Below are 19,215 nucleotides of genomic sequence, written 5' to 3' on the forward strand. Positions count from 1 at the left end.
TTATCCCGGGGACGCCGCAGCTTCAGGCTGAAGGAAGGTCCTCGAAGTGCTTGACTGCGACTGAACTTCGTCGGGGTCCATGACCCCTTCCAGGTAGCTCGAATAGCGCTCATGCAGATGCTTGAGCGCTGCGCCCTTGTCGGCCTGGTAGGCCAGCCGTTCCTGGAAGAACTGCATGCGGGCCCGGTTGTCGTCGAGCACCTGACCCCACGTCTTGATGTGGATGGACACGTTGTCATTCTGATGAACAAGACCGGTCGATGTATTCCGGCCGATCTTGAATTTCCCCACGGGACCAATGTCGTCGCTGATCACCCAGAACACCCAATTCACATCCACGTTGCGGAAGCGTTCGTCAGCGATCACCGAGGCGGCGTAGCACTCGATCTGAGAAATCTCGTCGCGGTCGATCTTGATGGAGGGCGCCTTGAGTTCCACAACGAAGTGAGTCAAGTCGTTGGCGCGATAGCGCCGAGTCTGCCTCGACAACATCAGGTCAACGATGCCGCGCGTCTGGGAGACATGCTTGACTGGTGCGCCGATGACGACGTCCTCGCCCAACAGCGCTTTGTGCTTGCGAAGCACTTCGGTCAGCGACATGTCATCAACGGAGAGATGGAACTCCTCACCGAAGATCCATGGGTTCTGGGCGAGGATCCGATGCAGTTGGGCCCGCTCCTTCAGTCGCTGCTTCGGTCCCTTGTCGAAGAGGATCGCTTCAAGGCCGTTCAGGAACTTGAGCCGTTCGGAGACGACCTTCGCTCCATTGATGATCGAAGACATCGATCCCTCGCGCAACAGTTCGGCAAGTTCCTCCTGTTGGCGCACCGGAAGGTTCAAGACCTCGGTCAGGATCAGTTGAAGATCCTCGGGGCCCTTCTCGATCGCCTGACGGAGCATCCGAAGGTGGAGGGCCTTGCTCCGCGGCGCCGCTGCCTCGAAATCGGGAAGATATCGGGCGACATTGAGGGCGACGATGTCGAAGACCTGACGCTCGATCAGCTCGAGTTGGGTCACGGGTTCATCGTCAGGGAACGGATAGATCTTCTCCGCCTTCCATTCGGCAACGAAGCTGCGAGCTTCCTGCGCCGCAATCGAACGGAGGTGGTTCTTGTTCAAGTCAAACGCCCTATGCCTGGCGGTCCTCGATTGAACCTCGATCTGGAATTCTTCCTGCTGCATGGCACCTCGCCTCATTCGCTGCTTCGCGCCGGTGTGGCGCATTCGAATGGAGAGGTGATTGAACAACACGCGCGAGGACTCGAACGCCTTCGAGACCCGCAGCTAACTGATGTCAGCCATGCTCGGCTGAATTCCCACCAGCATGAGTCACTCTCGTTGTCGCGCCGCGCTCACAAGGTGTGCGACCGATCGCCCGCGCTGAACCCCAGCGCATCGAACCCATCCCCCGGCGCGAAGCCGATGACCTTGAACAGCTCGCCCATCTCGTGCTCGGCGATCAGCCGGTGGGCCATGCCGCGCTGCGCGAGGTCGGCGCCGCTCATCAGCTCGACCAGGCCGCAATTGATCAGGAAATTGGCCTGGCTCGTGTAGCCCAGCACCATCAGCCCCGCGTCCTGTCCCGCCAGCGCGATGCCGGTGAAGTTCACGTGCGCCGTGATGTCCTTCTGCCCCGGCAGCGCCAAGGCATCGGGATCGGCCATGTGCAGGTGATGGCACATCAAGGTGCCGCCCGTGCGCTGCGGGTGGTAGTACTCCGACTCCGGGAAACCGTAGTCGATGAAGAACGCCGCGCCGCGCTTCAGGCGCTCGGCCAGCGTGCGGATGAATCCCTCGGCCTGCGGATGCACCTCGGTGACCGTGCCGGGCACGAAGCCGATGTCGTGCTCCGGCGGCGTCGGCGGGCGCGCATCGCCGGGCCGGTCGTCGAAGGACAGCGCGCCCTGATCGTCCATCGTCACGCCGCGCCGCAGCCAGTGCTGGCCGTCCCAGCGCAGCAGCTCGACGGGGATCGCGTCCAGCAGCTCGTTGGCGACCAGCACGCCGTGGATCTCGTCGGGCCAGCGGTCCAGCCACTCCACCCGCGGCGCGAAGCGCGCCAGCCGCTCGGCCTGGCGCTCGCGCAAGGTGCCGGACAGATCGACGATGAAGTATTTCGACACCGGCGTTCCCGCCGCGTCCAGGGTCTCCAGCAGCTGCGCCGCGAGCGCGCCGCTGCCGGCGCCGAACTCGATCACCGTGTCGGTGCCGCTGACCGTCAGCGCCTGCGCGACCTGCCTGGCCAGCGCGCGTCCGAACAGCGGCGACAGCTCCGGCGCCGTCACGAAGTCCGAACCCTGCTGCGGCATCGTGCCGAACTTGCGCCGCGCGTTGGCGTAGTACCCCACGCCCGGCGCGTACAGCGCCAGGCTCATGTAGCGGTCGAACGGCAGCCACCCGCCGGCCGCGGCGATCTCGTCGCGCAGCAGCGCGGCCATGGCGGGATCCGTCGCATGCTGCATCGCGGCAGCCGACGCGCCCCGCGACGACGCGGTCGAGGCCCCCTGCGAGGAACGGGAAGCACCCTGCACGGGACTGGCAGCGCCATGCGGCGCGGGCGCCGCGCCGTTCAGGCGGGCGGAATCAGGCAACTTGGAAGTCATGTGTCGATCCTGGGAAGCGTCGGCTGACCGCGTTCGGCCAGCCAGGCTTCGAATTCCTCGGCGGGCATCGCCGGCGCGATCACCTCGCCCTGCAGCTCGTCGCAGCCCCACTCGGCCAGCAGGTGCCATTGCCGCGCGTTGCGCACGCCTTCGGCGCCGACGCGCAGGCCCAGGCCCTTGGCCATCTGCACCATGGCGCGCGTGATCGCGGCCGCGCCGCGATCGTCCGGCAGCACCGCCACGAAGCTCTGGTCGATCTTGAGCTTGTCCAGCGGCAGCCGGGTCAGCTGGTTCAGCGCCGTATAGCCGGTGCCGAAATCGTCGATCGAGATCGCCAGCCCTTGCGAGCGCAGCGTCTGCAGCAGCTCGGGCAGGCGGTCGATCTCCTCGGTGAGCATGCGTTCGGTCAGCTCGAGTTCCAACCACTCGCCAGGCACGCCGGCCGTCTTCAGCACGTGGGCCACCGACTTCGAGAAACTCGCCAGCCGGAACTGCATGCTCGACAGGTTCACCGCGATCGGCACCGACGCGACACCGCGCTCATGCCAGGCGCGCGTCTGCCGCGCGGCCTCGTACATCACCCACTCGCCCAGCGGCAGCATCAGGCGATGGCGCTCGGCCACGACGATGAAGGCATCCGGCGTCAGCAGCCCGCGCTCGGGGTGCCGCCAGCGCAGCAGCGCTTCGGCGCCGACCAGTTCGCCGGTGCGCGCGTCGACCTGCGGCTGATAGAAGAGCACGAACTGGTCGGCCGTCAACGCCTGCGCCAGCTCGGTCTCGAGCACCAGGTCCGCGTAGGCGTTCTCGGCCATCGCGTGCTCGAAGAAGCGGTAGGTCGCGCGGCCCGCGGTCTTGGCCAGGTACATCGCGGTGTCGGCGTGCTGCAGCAACTCCTCGGGCGACTCGCCATGCTCCGGGTACATCGCCACGCCGATCGACGGCGTCACCGACAGGTCGCGGCCGTCGGCCTGGACCGGCACCTCGACGACGCTCAGCAGCGCGTTGAGCACCGTCTGCACATCCTTGCGCTGATGCACGTCCTCGAGCAGCACGACGAACTCGTCGCCGCCGAAGCGCGCCACCAGGTCGCTGCCGCGCAGGCCGCCGCGCAGGCGTTCCGAGACGGTCCGCAGCACGCGGTCGCCTTCGAGGTGACCCAGCGAATCGTTGACCCGCTTGAAGTTGTCGAGGTCGATGAACAGCAGCGCCGCGCGGCGCGCATTGCCTTGCGAGAGCCGCTCGCGCAGCCGCTCCATGAAGGTCGCACGGTTCAGCAGGCCGGTGAGCGGATCATGCTGCGCGAGGTGCTGGATGCGCGCCAGCGCCTCCAGGTGCGGACGCAGGTCGCGGACGATCGTCATGCGCAGGCGCTCGCCGTTGCGCCACAGGGTCCGCACGATGAATTCGACGTCGATGCGCTCGCCGCTGCGATGCAGGATCGCCGTCGGGTAGCGGGTCTCCGTGCCGCTCATCATCACGTCGCGCACCGTGTCGACCTGATCCGGCGCGATCATCGACAGGGCCGACCGCCCCACCAGTTCTTCGAGCGTGTAGCCCACCAGCTCGCACAGCGGCGGGTTGACGTCGGTCATCACGCCGTCGCGGTGGAAGACGATGCCCTCCATCGACGCCTGCATGAACTTGCCCATCCGCTCCTCGGAGTCGCGCACGGCCAGCTCGGCCTCGCGGAAGCGGGTGATGTCGGAGATCAGCACGAAGCTGGACTGCACCTCGTCCGCGCCCGGCGGCATGTAGGGGATCAGGTTGACCTCGATCCAGCGCGGGCTGCCGTCACGGCGCTCCAGCCGTCGCTCGTAGCTGACGCTGACGCGTTCGCGCAGCACGCGCTGCACGTGGGGCTCGATCTCCAGCGAGGCGTCCTCGCCGATGATCTGCGCGAAGGTGCGGCCCAGGACGCTGGCCTCGTCCAGGCCGAAGCTGCGCGCGTACTGGCGGTTGGCGAAGCGGCAGGTGCGCGTGGCCGCGTCGAAGACCGCGATCAGCACCGGCACGTTGTCCGCGAGCAGCCGGAACTGCGCGGCCTGGTCTTCGGCCGAGGGCGCCGGGCAGGCCGGCGGCAGGGGCGGCACCGGCGCGTTCATTCAGTCCGTCCCGGCTGTCGAGGACATGGCGGACGGTGCGCTCGCAGCGGCATCGTCCGCGCGCGGCGGCTGCTCATCCAGCGTCTTCAGCGCGAGGCAGAGGTCCTCCCACGCCCGCGCCTTGTCCGGCAGGTTGCGCAGCAGGTAGGCCGGGTGGTACGTGACCACCAGCGGCACGCCCTGGTAGCGGTGGACGCGCCCCCGCAGCCGGCCGATCGGCTCCTGGCTGCGCAGCAGCTGCTGCACCGCGAAGCGGCCCATCGCCAGGATGATGCGCGGCTGGATCAGTTCGATCTGGCGCTGCAGGAAAGGCTCGCACTGCGCGAGCTCCGACGGATCCGGATTGCGGTTGCGCGGCGGCCGGCACTTCAGCGTGTTGGCGATGTAGACCTGCCGTTCCGGCGTCCCCTCGCCGCGGCTCAGGCCGACCGCGCGCAGCATGCTGTCCAGCAGCTTGCCGGCGGCGCCGACGAAGGGCTCGCCCTGCAGGTCCTCCTGCTCGCCCGGCGCCTCGCCGACGACCATCCAGTGCGCGCGCTCGTTGCCCACGCCGAACACGGTGTTCTTGCGCGACTCGCAGAGCCCGCAGGCGCGGCAGGACGCGACCTCGTCGCGCAGCCCGGGCCAGTCGAGGCGGGCGACGGCCTCGCGCGCCAGGCCACGGGCCTGGGCGAGCGCGGCATCGGCCGCAGCGGCCGCGGTCACCGGTGCCGCAACGGAGGCAGCCACGGGGGCCGCGACGGGAGCCACGTTGGGCGCGGCGGACGGTGTCCTCGCCGGGGCTTCCGGCGCGCGGCGCGGCGCGGGCGGCTCCGCCAGGGCGACCTCGGCGTCGACCATCGGCGCGCGCGCCGCGGGCGCGGCGTGCGGGTCGGTCGATCGCGCGGGCGCCACGGCACGTTGCGCGACGGGCGCAGCAGGCGCGACAGGCGCAGGCGCCTCGGTCGACGGCGCCGCGCCGGAAGCGGGCGTCCACAGCTTGAGGCCCATCGCCTCCAGCATCGCGCGTTGACGATCGTTCCAGCTCATGGGGCGGGCTCCATCAGGCGCAGCGTCATCAGGATGGCATCCTCGCGGCCATCCGCGCCAGGGTAGTAGCCGCGACGCAGGCCGCTCTGCACGAAGCCGTAGCGCTCGTACAGCCGGCGCGCGCGGACGTTGCTCTCGCGCACCTCCAGCCACACCTGGTGGCAGCCGCGGGCCCGCGCCAGCAGGCCCAGCGCGTCGAGCATGCGCCGCGCCAGTCCCTGCCCTTGCCGCTCCTGGGTCACGGTGATGTTGAGCAGGTGCATCTCGTCGATCACCTGCATCGCGAGGAAGTAGCCGCAGAGCCGCGCCTGCTCGTCACGCATGACGAAGCCGACGTAACCCGCAGCCATCGAATCGATGAAATTGCCGCGCGTCCACGGATGGCTGTAGGAGACGGCCTCGATGGCCATCACCTCGTCGAGGTCCAGCGCGCGCAGCGGCTGCAAGGATTGCAGCGACGGCGGCCAGGCCAGATCGCGGGGTTGGGCGCTCATCTCGTGGGCGCTCCCTTGGCGGCCTCGCGCTCGGCGGTGGTCAGGGCCACCTTGTCGCGCACGTACAGCGGCAACGCGTTGGCGGCGTCCTCCGCGAGGCCGGCATCGAAGGCCTGCCGCGCGAGCGCGCCCAGCGCGCGGGCGCGCGAGGCGGTGGTCGGGAAACGCCGGGCCGCGCCGGTCTCCAGCGCGAAGGCGCCCAGTGCCGAGCCGGCGACGATGGTCGGCGGTTCGTCCTGCCACAGCGCGCGCAGCGGATCGAGGTCCGTCAGCACCGGCTCAAGGGTCGTCGACCACCGCGCGCCGTTCCAGCGGTAGCGGCCGAGGTAGATCTGGTTCATGCGGGCGTCCATCGCGACCCACACGTCGAGCGATGGAAGCTCCCCACCGGCAGCGAGGAGCTGCTGGCGCGTGTCCTCGGCGACCAGCATCAGGCTGTCCAGGGCGAGCACCGGCTTGCCCGCGCCGAACGCGAGGCCCTGCGCCACCGAACACGCGGTGCGCAGCCCCGTGAACGCGCCTGGCCCGCGGCCGAAACCGACCGCATCCACGGCGGCCAGCGGCAGGCCGGCCTGCTTCAGCAGCGCCATCACGTCGGGGACCAGCCGCTGGGAGGCCAGGGCCCCGCCATCGGCGTCCACAAAAGCATCATGGCCCTGGCCCACGAGGGCCAGAGCCATGTGTTCGGTCGAGCTATCCAGGGCCAGCAACACGCTCATGGCTGAAGTGTAGTGGCCCGGGACGTCGCGGGGCCGGGAGATCCCCCGGCCCCGTGGGGCGCGATGTCGATCAGGGATCGGCCTGGAAGGCCGATCAGAACGAGTAACCCAGCGACAGCGTGTACACCACCGGACGGAAGTTGATGTCCGTGTGCAGCTCTTCCACGCCGTCCTTGGTCGTCGTGAACGAGCGCATCTTGCTTCGCACGTCCGCGTAGGCGACCGTCGCGTTCAGCGACCACTGCTTCGTGTAGGCCACGGTGAAGCCCGCGTGGGCGGCCAGGCCCCACGAGTTCTCCAGCGTGATGCGGGTCGGGCCGCCGCTGATCGCGTCGCCGGTGGGCGTGCTGCGCTTCTTCTCGAAGTAGGTGTAGTTCACACCCGCGCCGACGAAGGGATGGAACTTCGGGATCCATTCGCCGAGGTGGTAGTTCACGAACACCGTCGGCGGCATCTGGCGCACGACCGCGATCTGGCCGGCGTTGGCGAGCACGCCGTTGCCGTAGATCTTGTGCGACGGCGGAATGCCCAGCGCGATCTCGCCGCTCCAGCGCGGCGCGAAGCGGTAGGTGTAGCCGAAGCCCGTCGTGGTCGCGTCACCGACGCGGATCTGCGCGCCCGGCGCCGGGAACTGCTTGCTGCCGCCTTCCAGCGGCGCGGCCTTGCTGTTCACGTCGATGTGGGCCAGGCCCAGGTAGACCGTGTGCGTGCCGACCGCCGGCTCTTCGGCGCGGGCGGCGCCCGCCAGTGCCATCAGCGAAGCGGCCAGGATGAGGGTGATGTTCTTCTTCATGAATGATGTCTCCGTGCTGGTCGTCGGCGATTACGGCTGAGCAGCCAGGACCGATTGGAAGAAGCCGCGCGCCAGCGCATTGCAGAACGGCGGAACCAGCGTGCCGTGATAGGCCCCCTGCACCGCTGCCGCACCGGCCGCGCCACCGCCCGCCGCGGCGGACGTGGCCGCCTTGGCTTGTGCGAAGCCGCCCGCGATCGTCGCCGCCGTCACCTGGCCGGCCCAGGCCATCGAGGCCGAGCTTTCCAGGTTGGACGCCGGGTACAGCTGCCGCGCGAGGCGAAGTCGGCCTGCGCCTGGGCGGTGTTGGTGAAGAACACGGTCGGGTCGCCCGAGCCGCCGCACAGCGCGACCGGCGCCTTCGGCGTCCAGCCCAGCAGCGTGTTGGTCTGCAGCGCCGCGCGGAAGTTCGAGGTCGGGTACGCGGTCTTGAACGCGGGGTTCAGCAGGCCACCGGCGCCGAACAGGTTGGTGAACGTCGGATCGTTCGGCAGCTTGCCTTCCTGGATCAGCGTGGTGATCGACTTCTTCGACGGGAACAGCGTCTCCGCGGTCGCGGCGAACTGCGCGGCGTACACGTCGGTCGGCGCAGAGTAGATGTTGCCGTAGGCCTTCTGGTAGCTGGTCAGCATCAGCGGCAGGAACAGCGTCGCGCCGGCGTTGACCGGGCCGGTGTTGACGATCTGGTCGCTGAAGCCCACCAGGTTGTACGGGCCGGACATCGGCGCGGCGGCGGTGACGGGGAACTCGGTCGCGTAGTCGCGCTCCATCACCTTCTGCGTCGCCATCGCCACGTGGCCGCCTTGCGAGTAGCCGGCCAGCAGCAGCTTGGCCGACGGCTTCACGGCGCTCTCGGCGGCCAGGTGGGTCCGGGCGGCGCGCATCGCGTCGATCATCTCGATCGCGGACTGCTCGGCGTTCAGGTAGGTCGTGTACTGCAGGCCCGAACGGTCGTAGCCGAGGTAGTTCGGCGCCACGACGATGAAGCCCTGGGCGGCGTAGAACGCCGCGACCAGCGAGCCTTCGGCGTTGTTCTGGATGTCGGCGATGTTGTAGGCCTGGTCCGTCGTCGTGCCGTGGGCATAGAGCACCACCGGGCGGTTGCCCGTGCAGGCGGCGCCGGTGCCGGCCGGCACCAGCACGGCGGCGGAGGCGGAGGCCGGCAGGCCCTGGGGATCACGCGTCCAGTAGTAGACGTAGCGCACGTCCACGTCGCACGCGGCCTTGCCGCTGATCGCCTGCACGCCCTTCGCCGCGGTGCCCGCGTCGATCTGGGCGGCGGTCGCCGCGCCGGCCTTCAGGCCCAGTTCCAGCGTGCCGCGCGCCGGCGGCGGATCATCGCTCGAAGGATTGCTGCCGCCGCCGCAGGCGCTCAGCATGGCCACGGCGGCCAGCGTCAGGCTGGCCAGTTTGAATTGGCTGTTCATTCGGACTTCTCCAGGGGTTGTCTCCGTCGTCTGCACCGTCCCGGCGATCGCGGTCGGCACTAAATCGAACGGTCGTTCGTTTTTCTCAGGGATCACTTTAAGCGCGCGTCAGCCGGCGCTTACAAAAGGAAAACCCTGACAAGCCACAGCATGCCAGGGTCGTTGGGACGACGGACGCACAACCTGACCCCATCGAGGCGCGGTTGCAACACTTCCGTCATCAGACCGCGCGCGATGCGCGCGTCAGGATCGGTCTCAGAACGGGTTGTTCGTCGCCCGGTTGATGGCCTGCGAGGCCATGTTGTTGTGCATCACCGGACCGACCAGACGGTCGCTGGCCCACATGTGCGTGGCCGAGGTGGCGTTGGCCACCAGCGTCTTGTCGGTGCAGACCGGCGGCAGCGAGCTCGCCAGGCAGGCGGCGTCCGTCGAGTTCGACGCGGAGTACAGCGTCGGATAGCGGCTCATCGTGCCCATCAGCTCATCGGTCAGGATGAGGCCGATGTAATGGCCGTCGTTGCGGATCTTCAGACGCATGCCGGCGTTGAAGCGGCGTGAGAGTTCCGTCAACAGCGCGGCACGATCGGTGTCGGCGTGGACCGCCTTCTCGCGGATCGCGAACGGCGACAGGCCCATGTCCTGCACGGTGGACAGGATGATGCGGCCGTCGGCGTCGACGATGCGGTTGACCTGCGCGGCCAGGGCCTCGCCGCGCGCCTGCGCCGCGTTGCCCAGCGTGCCGGCGTCCTGCGCCGGGTACTGCGCGTACAGCTCGAGCACGTCGTCGGCGCCGGCCAGGATGGTGACCAGGTCCTTCGAGTCGAAGCCGTCGAGCGCGAACTGGCGGTCGATCTGCCCGGTGATGTCGGCGACCTTGGCGCCGGCGGTGGCATACATGCGCGCGGTCGGCGTGGCCAGCTTGTCCGGATTGCATTCGGCGAACACCAGGCCGAAACGCGCGGCGACCTGCTGCGTCCACACCTGGTTCAAGGTGCAGGTCACGGCCGCGGTGGTCGCGTCGGTCCCGTTGATCGAGTACTTCGTGCCGTCGCTGCGGATGGTGCTCGTCTCGTCACCGAAGGCGATGACGCGCGTGGCGCGGAAGGGGTCGATCTGCTCGCCGCCGCCGCCGCAGGCGGCCAGCATCGCGGTCGCACCCAGCAGCACGGCCAGGTGGCGCTTCACACTCTTCATGAACTCTCCAAATCTCGAAAACTCAGCGGGGCGCGAAGGCCGCCGCCGCGCGGGACAAGCGGTCCCGCACCCCATCCCAGGCGGCCTCTTGCGGAGGCGCCTCGATCCAGATCTCCGTCGCGCCCGCCGCGTCCAGCTCGCGCAGGACGGCAAACAGCTGACGCGCCGCCGCGCGCGCCTGGGCCGGCATGGCCCGGTGCAGCGCCGGCGCGCCGGTCCCGGCGAAGGACGAGCGGGAATATACCGCCAGCCCCGCCGGACGGTCGCCCGCCAGCGCGGCGCGTAGCGCTTCCGAGCCCATCAGCCGGACCGTCGCCCGCGGCGCGTAATGCGCAGCGAGTGTGCCCGACGCGCGCGGCGCCTGTGCGTCGGGCGCGTGTAAAGCGAGGCCCGCGGCGGCTTCCAGCTGCGCCGGGGTCAGCACACCGGGCCGCAGCAGCACCAGGCCGCCGCGGCTGACGTCGACGATCGTCGATTCGATGCCGACCTCGCACGGACCGCCGTCCAGCACGGTCAGGCCGGGGTCGAACTCGTCGGCGACGTGCGCGGCGGTGGTCGGGCTGACGCGGCCGAAGCGGTTGGCGCTCGGCGCGGCCAGGCCCTCGACGCCGAGGGCGCGGCACTCCGCCATCAGCGCGCGGAAGACCGGATGCGACGGGCAGCGCAGGCCCACCGTGTCCTGCCCGCCGGCGGCGGCCGCGGCGATGCCGGGGACGCGCCGGACGATCAGCGTCAGCGGGCCGGGCCAGAAGGCCTCGATCAATTGGTGGGCGACCGGCGACAGGTCTTGCCCGAAGACCCGGGCACCCTGCTCGTCGAGCACGTGCACGATCAGCGGGTGGTCGCTGGGGCGGCCCTTGGCGGCAAAGATCTTGGCGACCGCGTCGTCCTGGTCGGCCCGCGCCGCCAGGCCGTAGACGGTCTCGGTCGGCACGCCCGCGAGTTCCCCCGCGGCGAGCACGCGCGCGGTGGCCCGCACCGCGTCGGGCGATTGGCCATCGAGCACCTGGAAGCCGGACTCCGTCATCACGCCATCACCACGTCCCATCACCACGTCGTTACCCGCGTCGTTACCCGCGTCGTTCTCTGCGTCATCGCCCACGCCCTCGGCCTCACCACGCCTCGGGCAGGCCGAGGAGCGCGCAGGCGCGCCGAGCGCTCGCGCGGGCGTCCTCGGCGGTCGCGCCGATCACGTTCAGGTGGCCCATCTTGCGGCCATGGCGCGCCTGCGCCTTGCCGTACAGGTGCAGCTCGGCGCCGGGCAGTGCCAGCACGCCGGCCCAGTCGGGCGTCCGTTCCCGCCCTTGCGCGTCGAACCACAGATCGCCCAGCAGATTCAGCATCACCACCGGCGAATGCAGGCGCGGCTCGCGCAGCGGCAGGCCGGCCATCGCGCGGACCTGCATCTCGAACTGCGAGACGTCGCAGGCGTTCATCGTGTAGTGGCCCGAGTTGTGCGGGCGCGGCGCCATCTCGTTGACGACCAGGCGGCCGTCCTTCAGCACGAAGAACTCGACGCACAGCACGCCGACGTAGCCCATGCCGGTCGCGATCGCGGCGGCCGAGCGGCGCGCCTGCGTCTGCAGCGCATCGTCCACGTCGGGCGCGGGCACCTCGGTCACGGCGAGGATGCCGTCGCGGTGCAGGTTCTGCTGGACCGGGAAGGTCACGACCTCGCCGTCGGCGCCGCGCACGACCAGCACGCTCAGCTCCAGCGCGAGCGGCAGCATCTGTTCGAGCACGCAGTCCACGCGGCCGAGTTCATCGAAGGCGGCGGCGAGCTGCGCCCGGTCGGCGACGCGGCGCTGCCCCTTGCCGTCGTAACCGAGGCGGGCGGTCTTGAGGATGCCCGGCAGCAGCGTGTCCGGCACCGCGGCCAGATCCGCGGCGGTGTGCAGCACCGCGTACGGCGCGCAGGGCACGCCGCTGGCGTCGAAGTGGGCCTTCTCGCGGGCGCGGTCCTGGCAGACCGCCACGGCGGACGCGCCGGGCGCGACGACGCGCACCCGGGCCAGATGCTCCAGCGCGCGGGCGGGCACGTTCTCGAATTCGGTGGTGACCGCGTCGCAGCGGCGGGCGAGGTCGTCGAGCGCCGCCGGATCCAGGTAATCGGCCTTCAGGTGTTCCTGGGCGACGGCCCCGGCGGGGCTGGACGCATCCGGGTCCAGCACCACGCAGCGATAGCCCAGCGCCTGGGCGGCGTGGACGAACATGCGGCCGAGCTGGCCGCCTCCCAGCACGCCCAGCGTCGCGTCACCCGGCAGCAGCGGCATCAGCGCAGCTCCTCGGTCATCGCGGTGGCGGCGGCGGTCTGGCGCCGGCGGAAGGCGTCCAGCTTCGCGCGCAGGTCCGGGTTGTCGCGGGCCAGCACGGCCACGGCGAACAGCGCCGCGTTGCCCGCGCCGGCGTTGCCGATGGCGAAGGTCGCGACCGGGATGCCCTTGGGCATCTGCACGATCGAGTGCAGCGAATCCACGCCCTGCAGGTGGCGGCTGGCGACCGGCACGCCGAGCACCGGCACGAGGGTCTTGGCGGCCAGCATGCCCGGCAGGTGGGCGGCGCCGCCGGCGCCGGCGATGATCGCCCGCAGCCCGCGGCCTTCCGCCTGCTCGGCGTAGGCGAACATCTCGTCGGGCATGCGGTGGGCCGAAACGACCCGTGCCTCGAACGGCACGCCGAACTCGGTGAGAATGTCGGCGGCGTGCTTCATGGTCTCCCAGTCACTGCTGGAGCCCATCACCACGCCGATGACGGGGGCGATGTCGGGAGTGGTGGCGCTGCTCACCGGGTCGGTCCTCGATTGTCAAATCGTGAAACCTTGAATTGTAGGCGGGAGCCTCAGGTGCCGTTCTTGCCGTTCCTGTTCCGACAGGATCGCGTCGCCGCCCGCTCCCGCCCTGCCCCACCATGACCGACATCACCCTCCAAAACTTCGAAGCCGACCTCCTGCAGGCCTCCATGCAGCAGCCGGTGCTGCTCGACATCTGGGCGCCGTGGTGCGGCCCCTGCCGCACGCTGGGGCCGATGCTGGAGAAGCTGGAGGTGGCCTACGCGGGCCGCTGGAAGCTGACCAAGCTCAACAGCGACGACCAGCCGGAGATCGCCACGCAGCTGAGCCAGGCCTTCGGCGTGCGCTCGATCCCGTTCTGCGTGATGTTCGTCGGCGGCCAGCCGGTGGACGGATTCGTCGGCGCGATCCCCGAAGCGCAGATCCGCGAGTTCCTGGACCGCCACGTGCCGACCGGCGAGGCGCTCGAGGCCGAAGAGGACCTGGCCGAGGCGCAGGCGCTGCTCGAGGAAGGCGATGCCGACGGCGCGCTGGAGAAGCTGCAGGCCGCGGTCCTGGCCGATCCGAACAACGAGGTGGCGCGCTTCGACCTGATCCGCGCGCTGCTGGAAGACGACCAGCTGGAACACGCCAAGGCTGCCTTCGCGCCGGTGGCGCACCAGGCGGCGGACACGATCACGCCGCACGCGAGATTCAAGGCGCTTGCCGCCTGGATCGCTGCCGCCGAGCGTGCCGAGCAAGGCCTGGACCCGGCCGCGCTGCAATCGGCGATCGCCAACAACAAGCGCGACTTCGACGCGCGCTTCGCGCTCGCGCAGGGCCTCTTCGCCGGCCGCGACTTCACCGGCGCGATGGAAGAGCTGCTTGAGATCATCATGCGTGACAAGACCTGGAACGACCAGCTGGCGCGCAAGACCTATGTCGCGATCCTCGAGATCATGACCAAGCCGGTGCAGGCGGCGCACGGCGCTGCCGCGCCGCAGGCCGGCGGCCTGCAGCTGTCGGGCCACAGCACCGTGGCGCCGGCCGACCCGCTGGTCGACCAGTACCGCCGCAAGCTGAGCATGGCGCTGTTCTGACCTGACCCCACAGCCCTCCCGAGCCCTCCCCCGCAGTCCCCGGTAGCAAAACCGGGGAAGTACGTCGATGGTGGGGGACGGCAGGTCGTGAGGTTTCCGCGCTTGCCGCGGAGGCCTCATGACCTGGCGGCCAACGCCCCGGCCTCAGCAGGACGGCAGCATCAGAGCATCACCTGCGCCACCCCAGCGCGCGCCAGCCGATCCAGCTCCTGGGGATCAGCCTCGTTGTCGGTGACCAGCACGTCGATATCGGCGCAATCGCAGACCTGCATCCGGCTGCCTTGCCCGAGCTTGCTGGAGTCAGCGAGCAGCACGCGCTGACGCGCACGGGCCAGCATCGCCTGCGCCACCGCCACCTCCGCCCACAGGTAGCTTGACGCGCCCTGCCGCACGTCGAGCGCCGTCGGCGAGATCAGCGCGATGTCCACGCGATGCCGCGCGATCTCCGCGACGGTGAATTCGCCGAAGGTCCCGGACGTCTCCCGGCACATACGCCCCGCCGAGCATCAACAGCTCGTGCCCCTGGCGCCCTGCCATCGCGTCGCACACCGCGACCGAGTTCGTGATCACGCGCAGTTCCTGCGCCTGGGCGAGCGCCTGCGCCAGCGCATGCGTCGTCGATCCCGCATCGATGAACAGGCTGATCCCCGGCTTCACCAGCGTGAGCGCCTGCCGCGCGATCGCCTGCTTCTGCCGCCGGCGCGACTGCGCGCGCTCTGCGTAGCTCGGCTTCGGCCGGCACCTCCGACTGCACTGCGCCGCCGTGCACACGGGCGAGCTTGCCGCCCTGCTCCAGCTCGATCAGGTCGCGACGCACCGTCTCGCGCGACACGCCGAGCTCGCGCGCCGCTTCGTCCGTCGTGAGGCGGTGGCGCTCCCGCAGCAGCAAGAGGATTTTGTCGTGTCGTTCCTGGGACCACATGGATCGCTTGTTCTCCCTGCCGGAGCATCGGCCGCCGCATCCCTGTCGATGGGTTCAGCCGTCACCGGACGTCGCATTCACCCAAATCCACGCAGCGCCTTCATGACAGTTTGAGGATTTATTTGTGATGTTGTGGATATCCAGCAGTCATCGCGAGAAGGGCTGTGGTTTTCCGTGTTTGTCGTTGTCTTGTCGTGGACGGTTGTGACAGTGCGGGTCGTTCGTTGGTCAAACCGACCGCATTGACGACCTCTCCTCCGACACCTCAACGCACCGAGTCCCCACCATGAAGCACCCGATGCCCACCGCGCTGGTCCTGGCCCTGAGCCTGGCCTATGTGTTCCCCGCCGCCGCCCAATCGACCGACGCCGCGAAGTCCGCCGACACAACCGCCGCCGCGTCGTCCGAACGCTCCGAGCTGGAGCGCGTCACCGTCTCCGTCGGCCGCGGCCAGCTGCGCTCCGTGCAGAGCCTGAGCCAGACCGAGTTCGACAACGCCCTGGCCGGCAGCAGCCCGCTGGCGACCGTCGCCCGCCTGCCCGGCGTGAACTTCCAGTCCGCCGACGGCCTGGGCAACTACGAGTGGTCGACCCGCTTCACCGTGCGCGGCTTCTCGCAGAACCAGATCGGCTTCACGCTCGACGACGTGCCGCTGGGCGACATGTCCTACGGCAACTTCAACGGCCTGCACATCAGCCGCGCGATCTCGAGCGAGAACGTCGGACGCGCCTCGCTGTCGCAGGGCGCCGGCGCGCTGGAAACGGCCTCGTCCAGCAACCTGGGCGGCACGCTGCAGTTCTATTCGAGCGACCCGCTGGACAAGTTCGGCTTCCGCGCCTCGCAGACCATCGGCAGCGATTCCGCCGCCCGCACCTTCCTGCGCGTGGACAGCGGCCGCGACGGTGGTCGGCGACTTCTATGTCAGCTACACCAACCAGGACGCCGACAAGTGGAAGGGTGACGGCCAGCAGAAGCAGGAGCAGTGGAACCTGAAGTGGACCAAGGCGATCGGCGACAGCCGCCTGTCCGCCTTCATCAACACCTCGCGCCGCAAGGAAGTGGACTACCAGGATCTGTCGCTGGACCTGATCAAGCGCAAGGGCGACACGCTGGACAATTTCTACCCGAACTTCGCCGCCGCGGTGAACGCCTCCAACACGCTGTGCGGCAACAACGGCAGCACCTACGTGGCCGCCTGCGACGACCAGTATTACGCCGGCGCCGGCCTGCGCAACGACGAGCTGTACGGCGCCACCGCCGACCTGCGCCTGGCGCAGAACATCACCTGGAAGACGACGGCCTACTACCACCACAACAAGGGCATGGGCCTGTGGTTCACGCCATACCAGGCCTCGCCGGACGGCACGCCGATCTCGGTGCGCACGACCGAGTACGGCATCAAGCGCGGCGGCGTGGTCTCCAACGCCGAGTTCGACCTGGGCGACCACCTGATCAAGGCCGGCGTCTGGTTCGAGGACAACGACTTCGACCAGGCCCGCCGCTTCTACGCCGCCACGGCGAACACCAGCGTCTACCAGTTCCCGAGCAACCCGTTCCTGACGCAGTGGCAGTACGCGTTCAACACGAAGACCTCGCAGTTCTCGCTGTCCGACACCTGGTCGGTGGCCAAGGACCTGACCGTCGGCGCCGGTTTCAAGGCGCTGAAGGTCAAGATCGACGGCCAACTGGAAGCGGGCACCGGCATGCCGTCGGGCTCGATCAGCGCGGAGAAGGGCTTCCTGCCGCAGCTGGGCATCAACTACCGCCTGTCGGCCAACAACGAGCTCTACGGCACGCTGGCCCGCAACATGCGCGCCTACCAGGGCGCGGCGACCGGCACCTCGCCGTTCGCGACGACCACCGCCGGCTTCAACGCCATCAGGGGCAGCCTGAAGCCCGAGACCTCCGACACCGTGGAAGCCGGCTGGCGCACCAGCGGCCGCGGCTATGAAGGCTCGGTCAGCGCCTACCTGGTCAACTTCAAGGACCGTCTGCTGAGCGTGCAGCAAGGCTCCGGCATCCAGGGCAACCCGGTCGTGCTGTCCAACGTCGGCGACGTGCGCGCCACCGGCGTCGAAGCGGCCCTGTCCTTCCGCCTGGCCTCGGCGCTCACCTGGTACAACAGCGTGAGCCTGTCCAAGTCGACCTACCGCGACGACGTCGTCAGCGGCACCACGACGATCGCGATCCGCGGCAAGCGCGTGGCCGACGCGCCGGACACGATGATCAAGTCGCAGCTGGGCTACGACGACGGCGCGCTGTTCGGCAACATCGGGGTGGACTACATGTCCAAGCGCTACTACTCGTACACCAACGACGCCTCGGTCCCGGACCGCACGCTGGTGAACCTGAGCGCCGGCTACAAGCTGAAGAACGTGTCGATGCTGCGCGAGCTGAGCCTGCAAGGCAGCGTGACCAACGTGTTCGACAAGCACTACATCTCGACGATCGGCTCGAACGGCTTCACGAACAGCGACCCGACGGGCACCTACGCGACGCTGCTGCCGGGTGCGCCCCGTCAGTTCTTCGTGACGCTGACCGGGAAGTTCTGAGGCCATGGCCGGGGATGTCGATGACGTGAAAGGCGCTCCCGATGCGGGCGCCCGGCTGACACGCCGTCAGCTGCTGGCGGGCTCGCTGGCGGCGCCTCTCGCGGTGCCGCTGGCAGGCTGCGCCACGACGGAATCGGCGGACCCGGCGACTCCGGTCGCCGACCCGACCGCGAAGGTCGATGCGGAGGCGCCCCGGCGATTCCGCGTCGCCTTCGGGTCCTGCGCGAAGCAGTCCAAGCCGCAGCCGATCTGGCGCGCGATCGGGGCGGCGAAGCCGGACCTGTTCGTCTTCCTCGGCGACAACCTGTACGCCGACGCCCGCGACGAAGCCACGCTGCGACAGCGTTACGCCGAGTTCATGGCGGTGGAGCCGCTGCAGGCATTCCGGCGCTCGACGCGCCACGTCGCGATCTGGGACGACCACGACTTCGGCGACGACGACGAGGGCGCGGACTATCCGCTCAAGCAGCTCTCGCAGCAGCTGTTCTGCGATGCGTGGAACGAGCCGGCCGGCTCGCCACGCCGACGCGCGGACGGCATCTACCAGAGCTACGTCTTCGAGGCCCTCGGCCGGCGCATCCAGGTCATCCTGCCGGACCTGCGCTTCAACCGCACGATGCTGACGGCGGACCCGTCGCTGAAGTCGAGCTACGCGGCGATGGTGCTGCGCGCCAAGCTCAGCGGGCAGCCGATGACCGGCTGGTACGTGCCGGACGCGCGGCCCGAGGCGACGCTGCTCGGCCAGGCGCAGTGGACGTGGCTCGAAGCCCAGCTGCGCGTGCCGGCAGACGTGCGGCTGATCGGCTCCAGCGTGCAGTTCGCGGCCGATGGCAGCGGCTGGGAAGGCTGGGCCAACTTTCCGCGGGAGCGCGCCCGGCTGGTCGAACTGATCCGCACGACGCGCGCCGAAGGCGTCGTCTTCCTCAGCGGCGACATGCATTACGCGGAGCTCTCCAGCATCGATGTCGACGGCGGCTACCCGCTGTGGGACGCGACGTCCAGCGGCCTGACCGAGGTCTGGGACATCCCGACGCCCAATCGCAACCGGCGCTCGGCGGTGATGGCGGAACTCAACTTCGGCGTGCTCGACATCGAGCCTGTCACCGAAGGGGAGGATGATCTTCGCCTGCGCTTCGCGCTGTGCGACGTGAATGGAAAGGCCAAGGTGACGAAGGCACTGACGTTGTCGGGCCTGCGCTTCCCGGCCAAGGAGAAGACCGCATGACCCTGTCCCGACGCAGCCTGCTGCGGACCCTGCCCGCTTCGCTGCCTGCCCTCGTGCCCGCCCTGTGCGGGCCTTTTGCGTCTGACGCCTTCGCCCAAGGCGGCCAGCCGGCCTCGATCGCGCTGGACGCGCTGATGACCGCCGCCCGCAAGGAGGGCCGCGTGAACAGCCTGGGCATGCCCGACGACTGGGCCAACTGGCGCGCGACCTGGGCCGACCTGCAACGGCTTTACGGCCTGGCGCATGTCGACACCGACATGAGCAGCGCCGAGGAGATCGCCAAGATCG

At 69.4% G+C, this 19,215-nt stretch carries 18 protein-coding genes and 2 pseudogenes; 4 read left to right on the forward strand and 16 right to left on the reverse strand.

What is annotated here, in order from left to right; all coding sequences use genetic code 11:
• The 13 genes from ACFJIX_RS04225 to purE all read right to left on the reverse strand — a co-directional run bounded on the left by ACFJIX_RS04225 (nt 1) and on the right by purE (nt 13,098).
• Nucleotides 1-1,119 carry a histidine kinase gene (locus ACFJIX_RS04225; protein WP_377157985.1) on the reverse strand — a complete coding sequence of 373 codons (1,119 nt, stop codon included), beginning with the start codon at nt 1,117-1,119 and terminating at the stop codon, nt 1-3.
• Between the two features lie 233 nt (nt 1,120-1,352).
• Nucleotides 1,353-2,462: a class I SAM-dependent methyltransferase gene (locus ACFJIX_RS04230; protein WP_377161598.1), complete on the reverse strand. Its 1,110-nt coding sequence runs from the start codon at nt 2,460-2,462 to the stop codon at nt 1,353-1,355.
• Nucleotides 2,463-2,599: 137 nt separating this feature from the next.
• A complete protein-coding gene (locus tag ACFJIX_RS04235; protein WP_377157987.1) occupies nt 2,600-4,705 on the reverse strand; it encodes a putative bifunctional diguanylate cyclase/phosphodiesterase in 2,106 nt (701 codons plus the stop codon).
• Nucleotides 4,706-5,734 carry a uracil-DNA glycosylase family protein gene (locus ACFJIX_RS04240; RefSeq protein ID WP_377157989.1) on the reverse strand — a complete coding sequence of 343 codons (1,029 nt, stop codon included), beginning with the start codon at nt 5,732-5,734 and terminating at the stop codon, nt 4,706-4,708.
• The gene (gene rimI, locus ACFJIX_RS04245; RefSeq protein WP_377157990.1) at nt 5,731-6,228 is read right to left on the reverse strand and encodes a ribosomal protein S18-alanine N-acetyltransferase; all 498 of its coding nucleotides are present in this window, start codon (nt 6,226-6,228) and stop codon (nt 5,731-5,733) included. The genes ACFJIX_RS04240 and rimI overlap by 4 nt, the downstream gene beginning before the upstream one ends.
• Nucleotides 6,225-6,947, reverse strand: coding sequence for a tRNA (adenosine(37)-N6)-threonylcarbamoyltransferase complex dimerization subunit type 1 TsaB (gene tsaB, locus ACFJIX_RS04250; protein ID WP_377157992.1), 723 nt, complete (start codon nt 6,945-6,947; stop codon nt 6,225-6,227). The genes rimI and tsaB overlap by 4 nt, the downstream gene beginning before the upstream one ends.
• A gap of 94 nt (nt 6,948-7,041) precedes the next feature.
• The gene (locus ACFJIX_RS04255; protein WP_377157994.1) at nt 7,042-7,740 is read right to left on the reverse strand and encodes an OmpW family protein; all 699 of its coding nucleotides are present in this window, start codon (nt 7,738-7,740) and stop codon (nt 7,042-7,044) included.
• 30 nt (nt 7,741-7,770) lie between these two features.
• The gene (locus tag ACFJIX_RS04260; RefSeq protein WP_377157996.1) at nt 7,771-7,971 is read right to left on the reverse strand and encodes a hypothetical protein; all 201 of its coding nucleotides are present in this window, start codon (nt 7,969-7,971) and stop codon (nt 7,771-7,773) included.
• Complete coding sequence (locus ACFJIX_RS04265) at nt 7,950-9,167, reverse strand: alpha/beta hydrolase family protein (RefSeq protein ID WP_377157998.1); 1,218 nt, start codon at nt 9,165-9,167, stop codon at nt 7,950-7,952. Before ACFJIX_RS04265 ends, ACFJIX_RS04260 begins: the two co-directional genes overlap by 22 nt.
• A gap of 255 nt (nt 9,168-9,422) precedes the next feature.
• The gene (locus ACFJIX_RS04270; RefSeq protein WP_377157999.1) at nt 9,423-10,361 is read right to left on the reverse strand and encodes an esterase; all 939 of its coding nucleotides are present in this window, start codon (nt 10,359-10,361) and stop codon (nt 9,423-9,425) included.
• A gap of 22 nt (nt 10,362-10,383) precedes the next feature.
• A complete protein-coding gene (locus ACFJIX_RS04275; RefSeq protein WP_377161600.1) occupies nt 10,384-11,388 on the reverse strand; it encodes an L-threonylcarbamoyladenylate synthase in 1,005 nt (334 codons plus the stop codon).
• A gap of 85 nt (nt 11,389-11,473) precedes the next feature.
• Nucleotides 11,474-12,634 carry a 5-(carboxyamino)imidazole ribonucleotide synthase gene (locus ACFJIX_RS04280; protein WP_377158000.1) on the reverse strand — a complete coding sequence of 387 codons (1,161 nt, stop codon included), beginning with the start codon at nt 12,632-12,634 and terminating at the stop codon, nt 11,474-11,476.
• Nucleotides 12,634-13,098 carry a 5-(carboxyamino)imidazole ribonucleotide mutase gene (purE, locus tag ACFJIX_RS04285; protein ID WP_377161603.1) on the reverse strand — a complete coding sequence of 155 codons (465 nt, stop codon included), beginning with the start codon at nt 13,096-13,098 and terminating at the stop codon, nt 12,634-12,636. Before purE ends, ACFJIX_RS04280 begins: the two co-directional genes overlap by 1 nt.
• Nucleotides 13,099-13,268: 170 nt before the next feature.
• Between purE and ACFJIX_RS04290 the strand changes: the two genes are divergently transcribed.
• The gene (locus tag ACFJIX_RS04290) at nt 13,269-14,228 is read left to right on the forward strand and encodes a tetratricopeptide repeat protein (RefSeq protein ID WP_377158002.1); all 960 of its coding nucleotides are present in this window, start codon (nt 13,269-13,271) and stop codon (nt 14,226-14,228) included.
• A 161-nt stretch (nt 14,229-14,389) separates the two neighbouring features.
• Here the strand turns inward: ACFJIX_RS04290 and ACFJIX_RS04295 are convergent, their stop codons facing one another.
• The 3 genes and pseudogenes from ACFJIX_RS04295 to ACFJIX_RS04305 form a co-directional block, all read right to left on the reverse strand.
• Nucleotides 14,390-14,719 (reverse strand): hypothetical protein, encoded by a 330-nt coding sequence (locus ACFJIX_RS04295; RefSeq protein WP_377158003.1) that lies wholly within the window; start codon nt 14,717-14,719, stop codon nt 14,390-14,392.
• Between the two features lie 55 nt (nt 14,720-14,774).
• Nucleotides 14,775-14,999, reverse strand: a pseudogene (locus ACFJIX_RS04300) (hypothetical protein); the annotation flags it as partial.
• A gap of 40 nt (nt 15,000-15,039) precedes the next feature.
• Nucleotides 15,040-15,150, reverse strand: a pseudogene (locus ACFJIX_RS04305) (DeoR family transcriptional regulator); the annotation flags it as partial.
• Between the two features lie 286 nt (nt 15,151-15,436).
• Between ACFJIX_RS04305 and ACFJIX_RS04310 the strand changes: the two are divergent.
• The 3 genes from ACFJIX_RS04310 to ACFJIX_RS04320 are packed head-to-tail and all read left to right on the forward strand — an operon-like array spanning nt 15,437 to nt 18,927.
• A complete protein-coding gene (locus ACFJIX_RS04310; RefSeq protein WP_377158005.1) occupies nt 15,437-16,111 on the forward strand; it encodes a TonB-dependent receptor plug domain-containing protein in 675 nt (224 codons plus the stop codon).
• Nucleotides 16,053-17,702, forward strand: a complete 1,650-nt coding sequence (locus tag ACFJIX_RS04315; protein WP_377158006.1) for a TonB-dependent receptor domain-containing protein — start codon at nt 16,053-16,055, stop codon at nt 17,700-17,702. The genes ACFJIX_RS04310 and ACFJIX_RS04315 overlap by 59 nt, the downstream gene beginning before the upstream one ends.
• 25 nt (nt 17,703-17,727) lie before the next feature.
• Entirely contained in the window at nt 17,728-18,927 is a 1,200-nt protein-coding gene (locus ACFJIX_RS04320; protein WP_377158008.1) for an alkaline phosphatase D family protein, read from the forward strand.
• The last annotated feature ends 288 nt before the right edge of the window (nt 18,928-19,215 follow it).

The sequence above is a fragment of the Roseateles sp. UC29_93 genome (assembly GCF_042695725.1).
GTDB classification, from domain to species: Bacteria; Pseudomonadota; Gammaproteobacteria; order Burkholderiales; family Burkholderiaceae_C; genus Roseateles; species Roseateles noduli_A.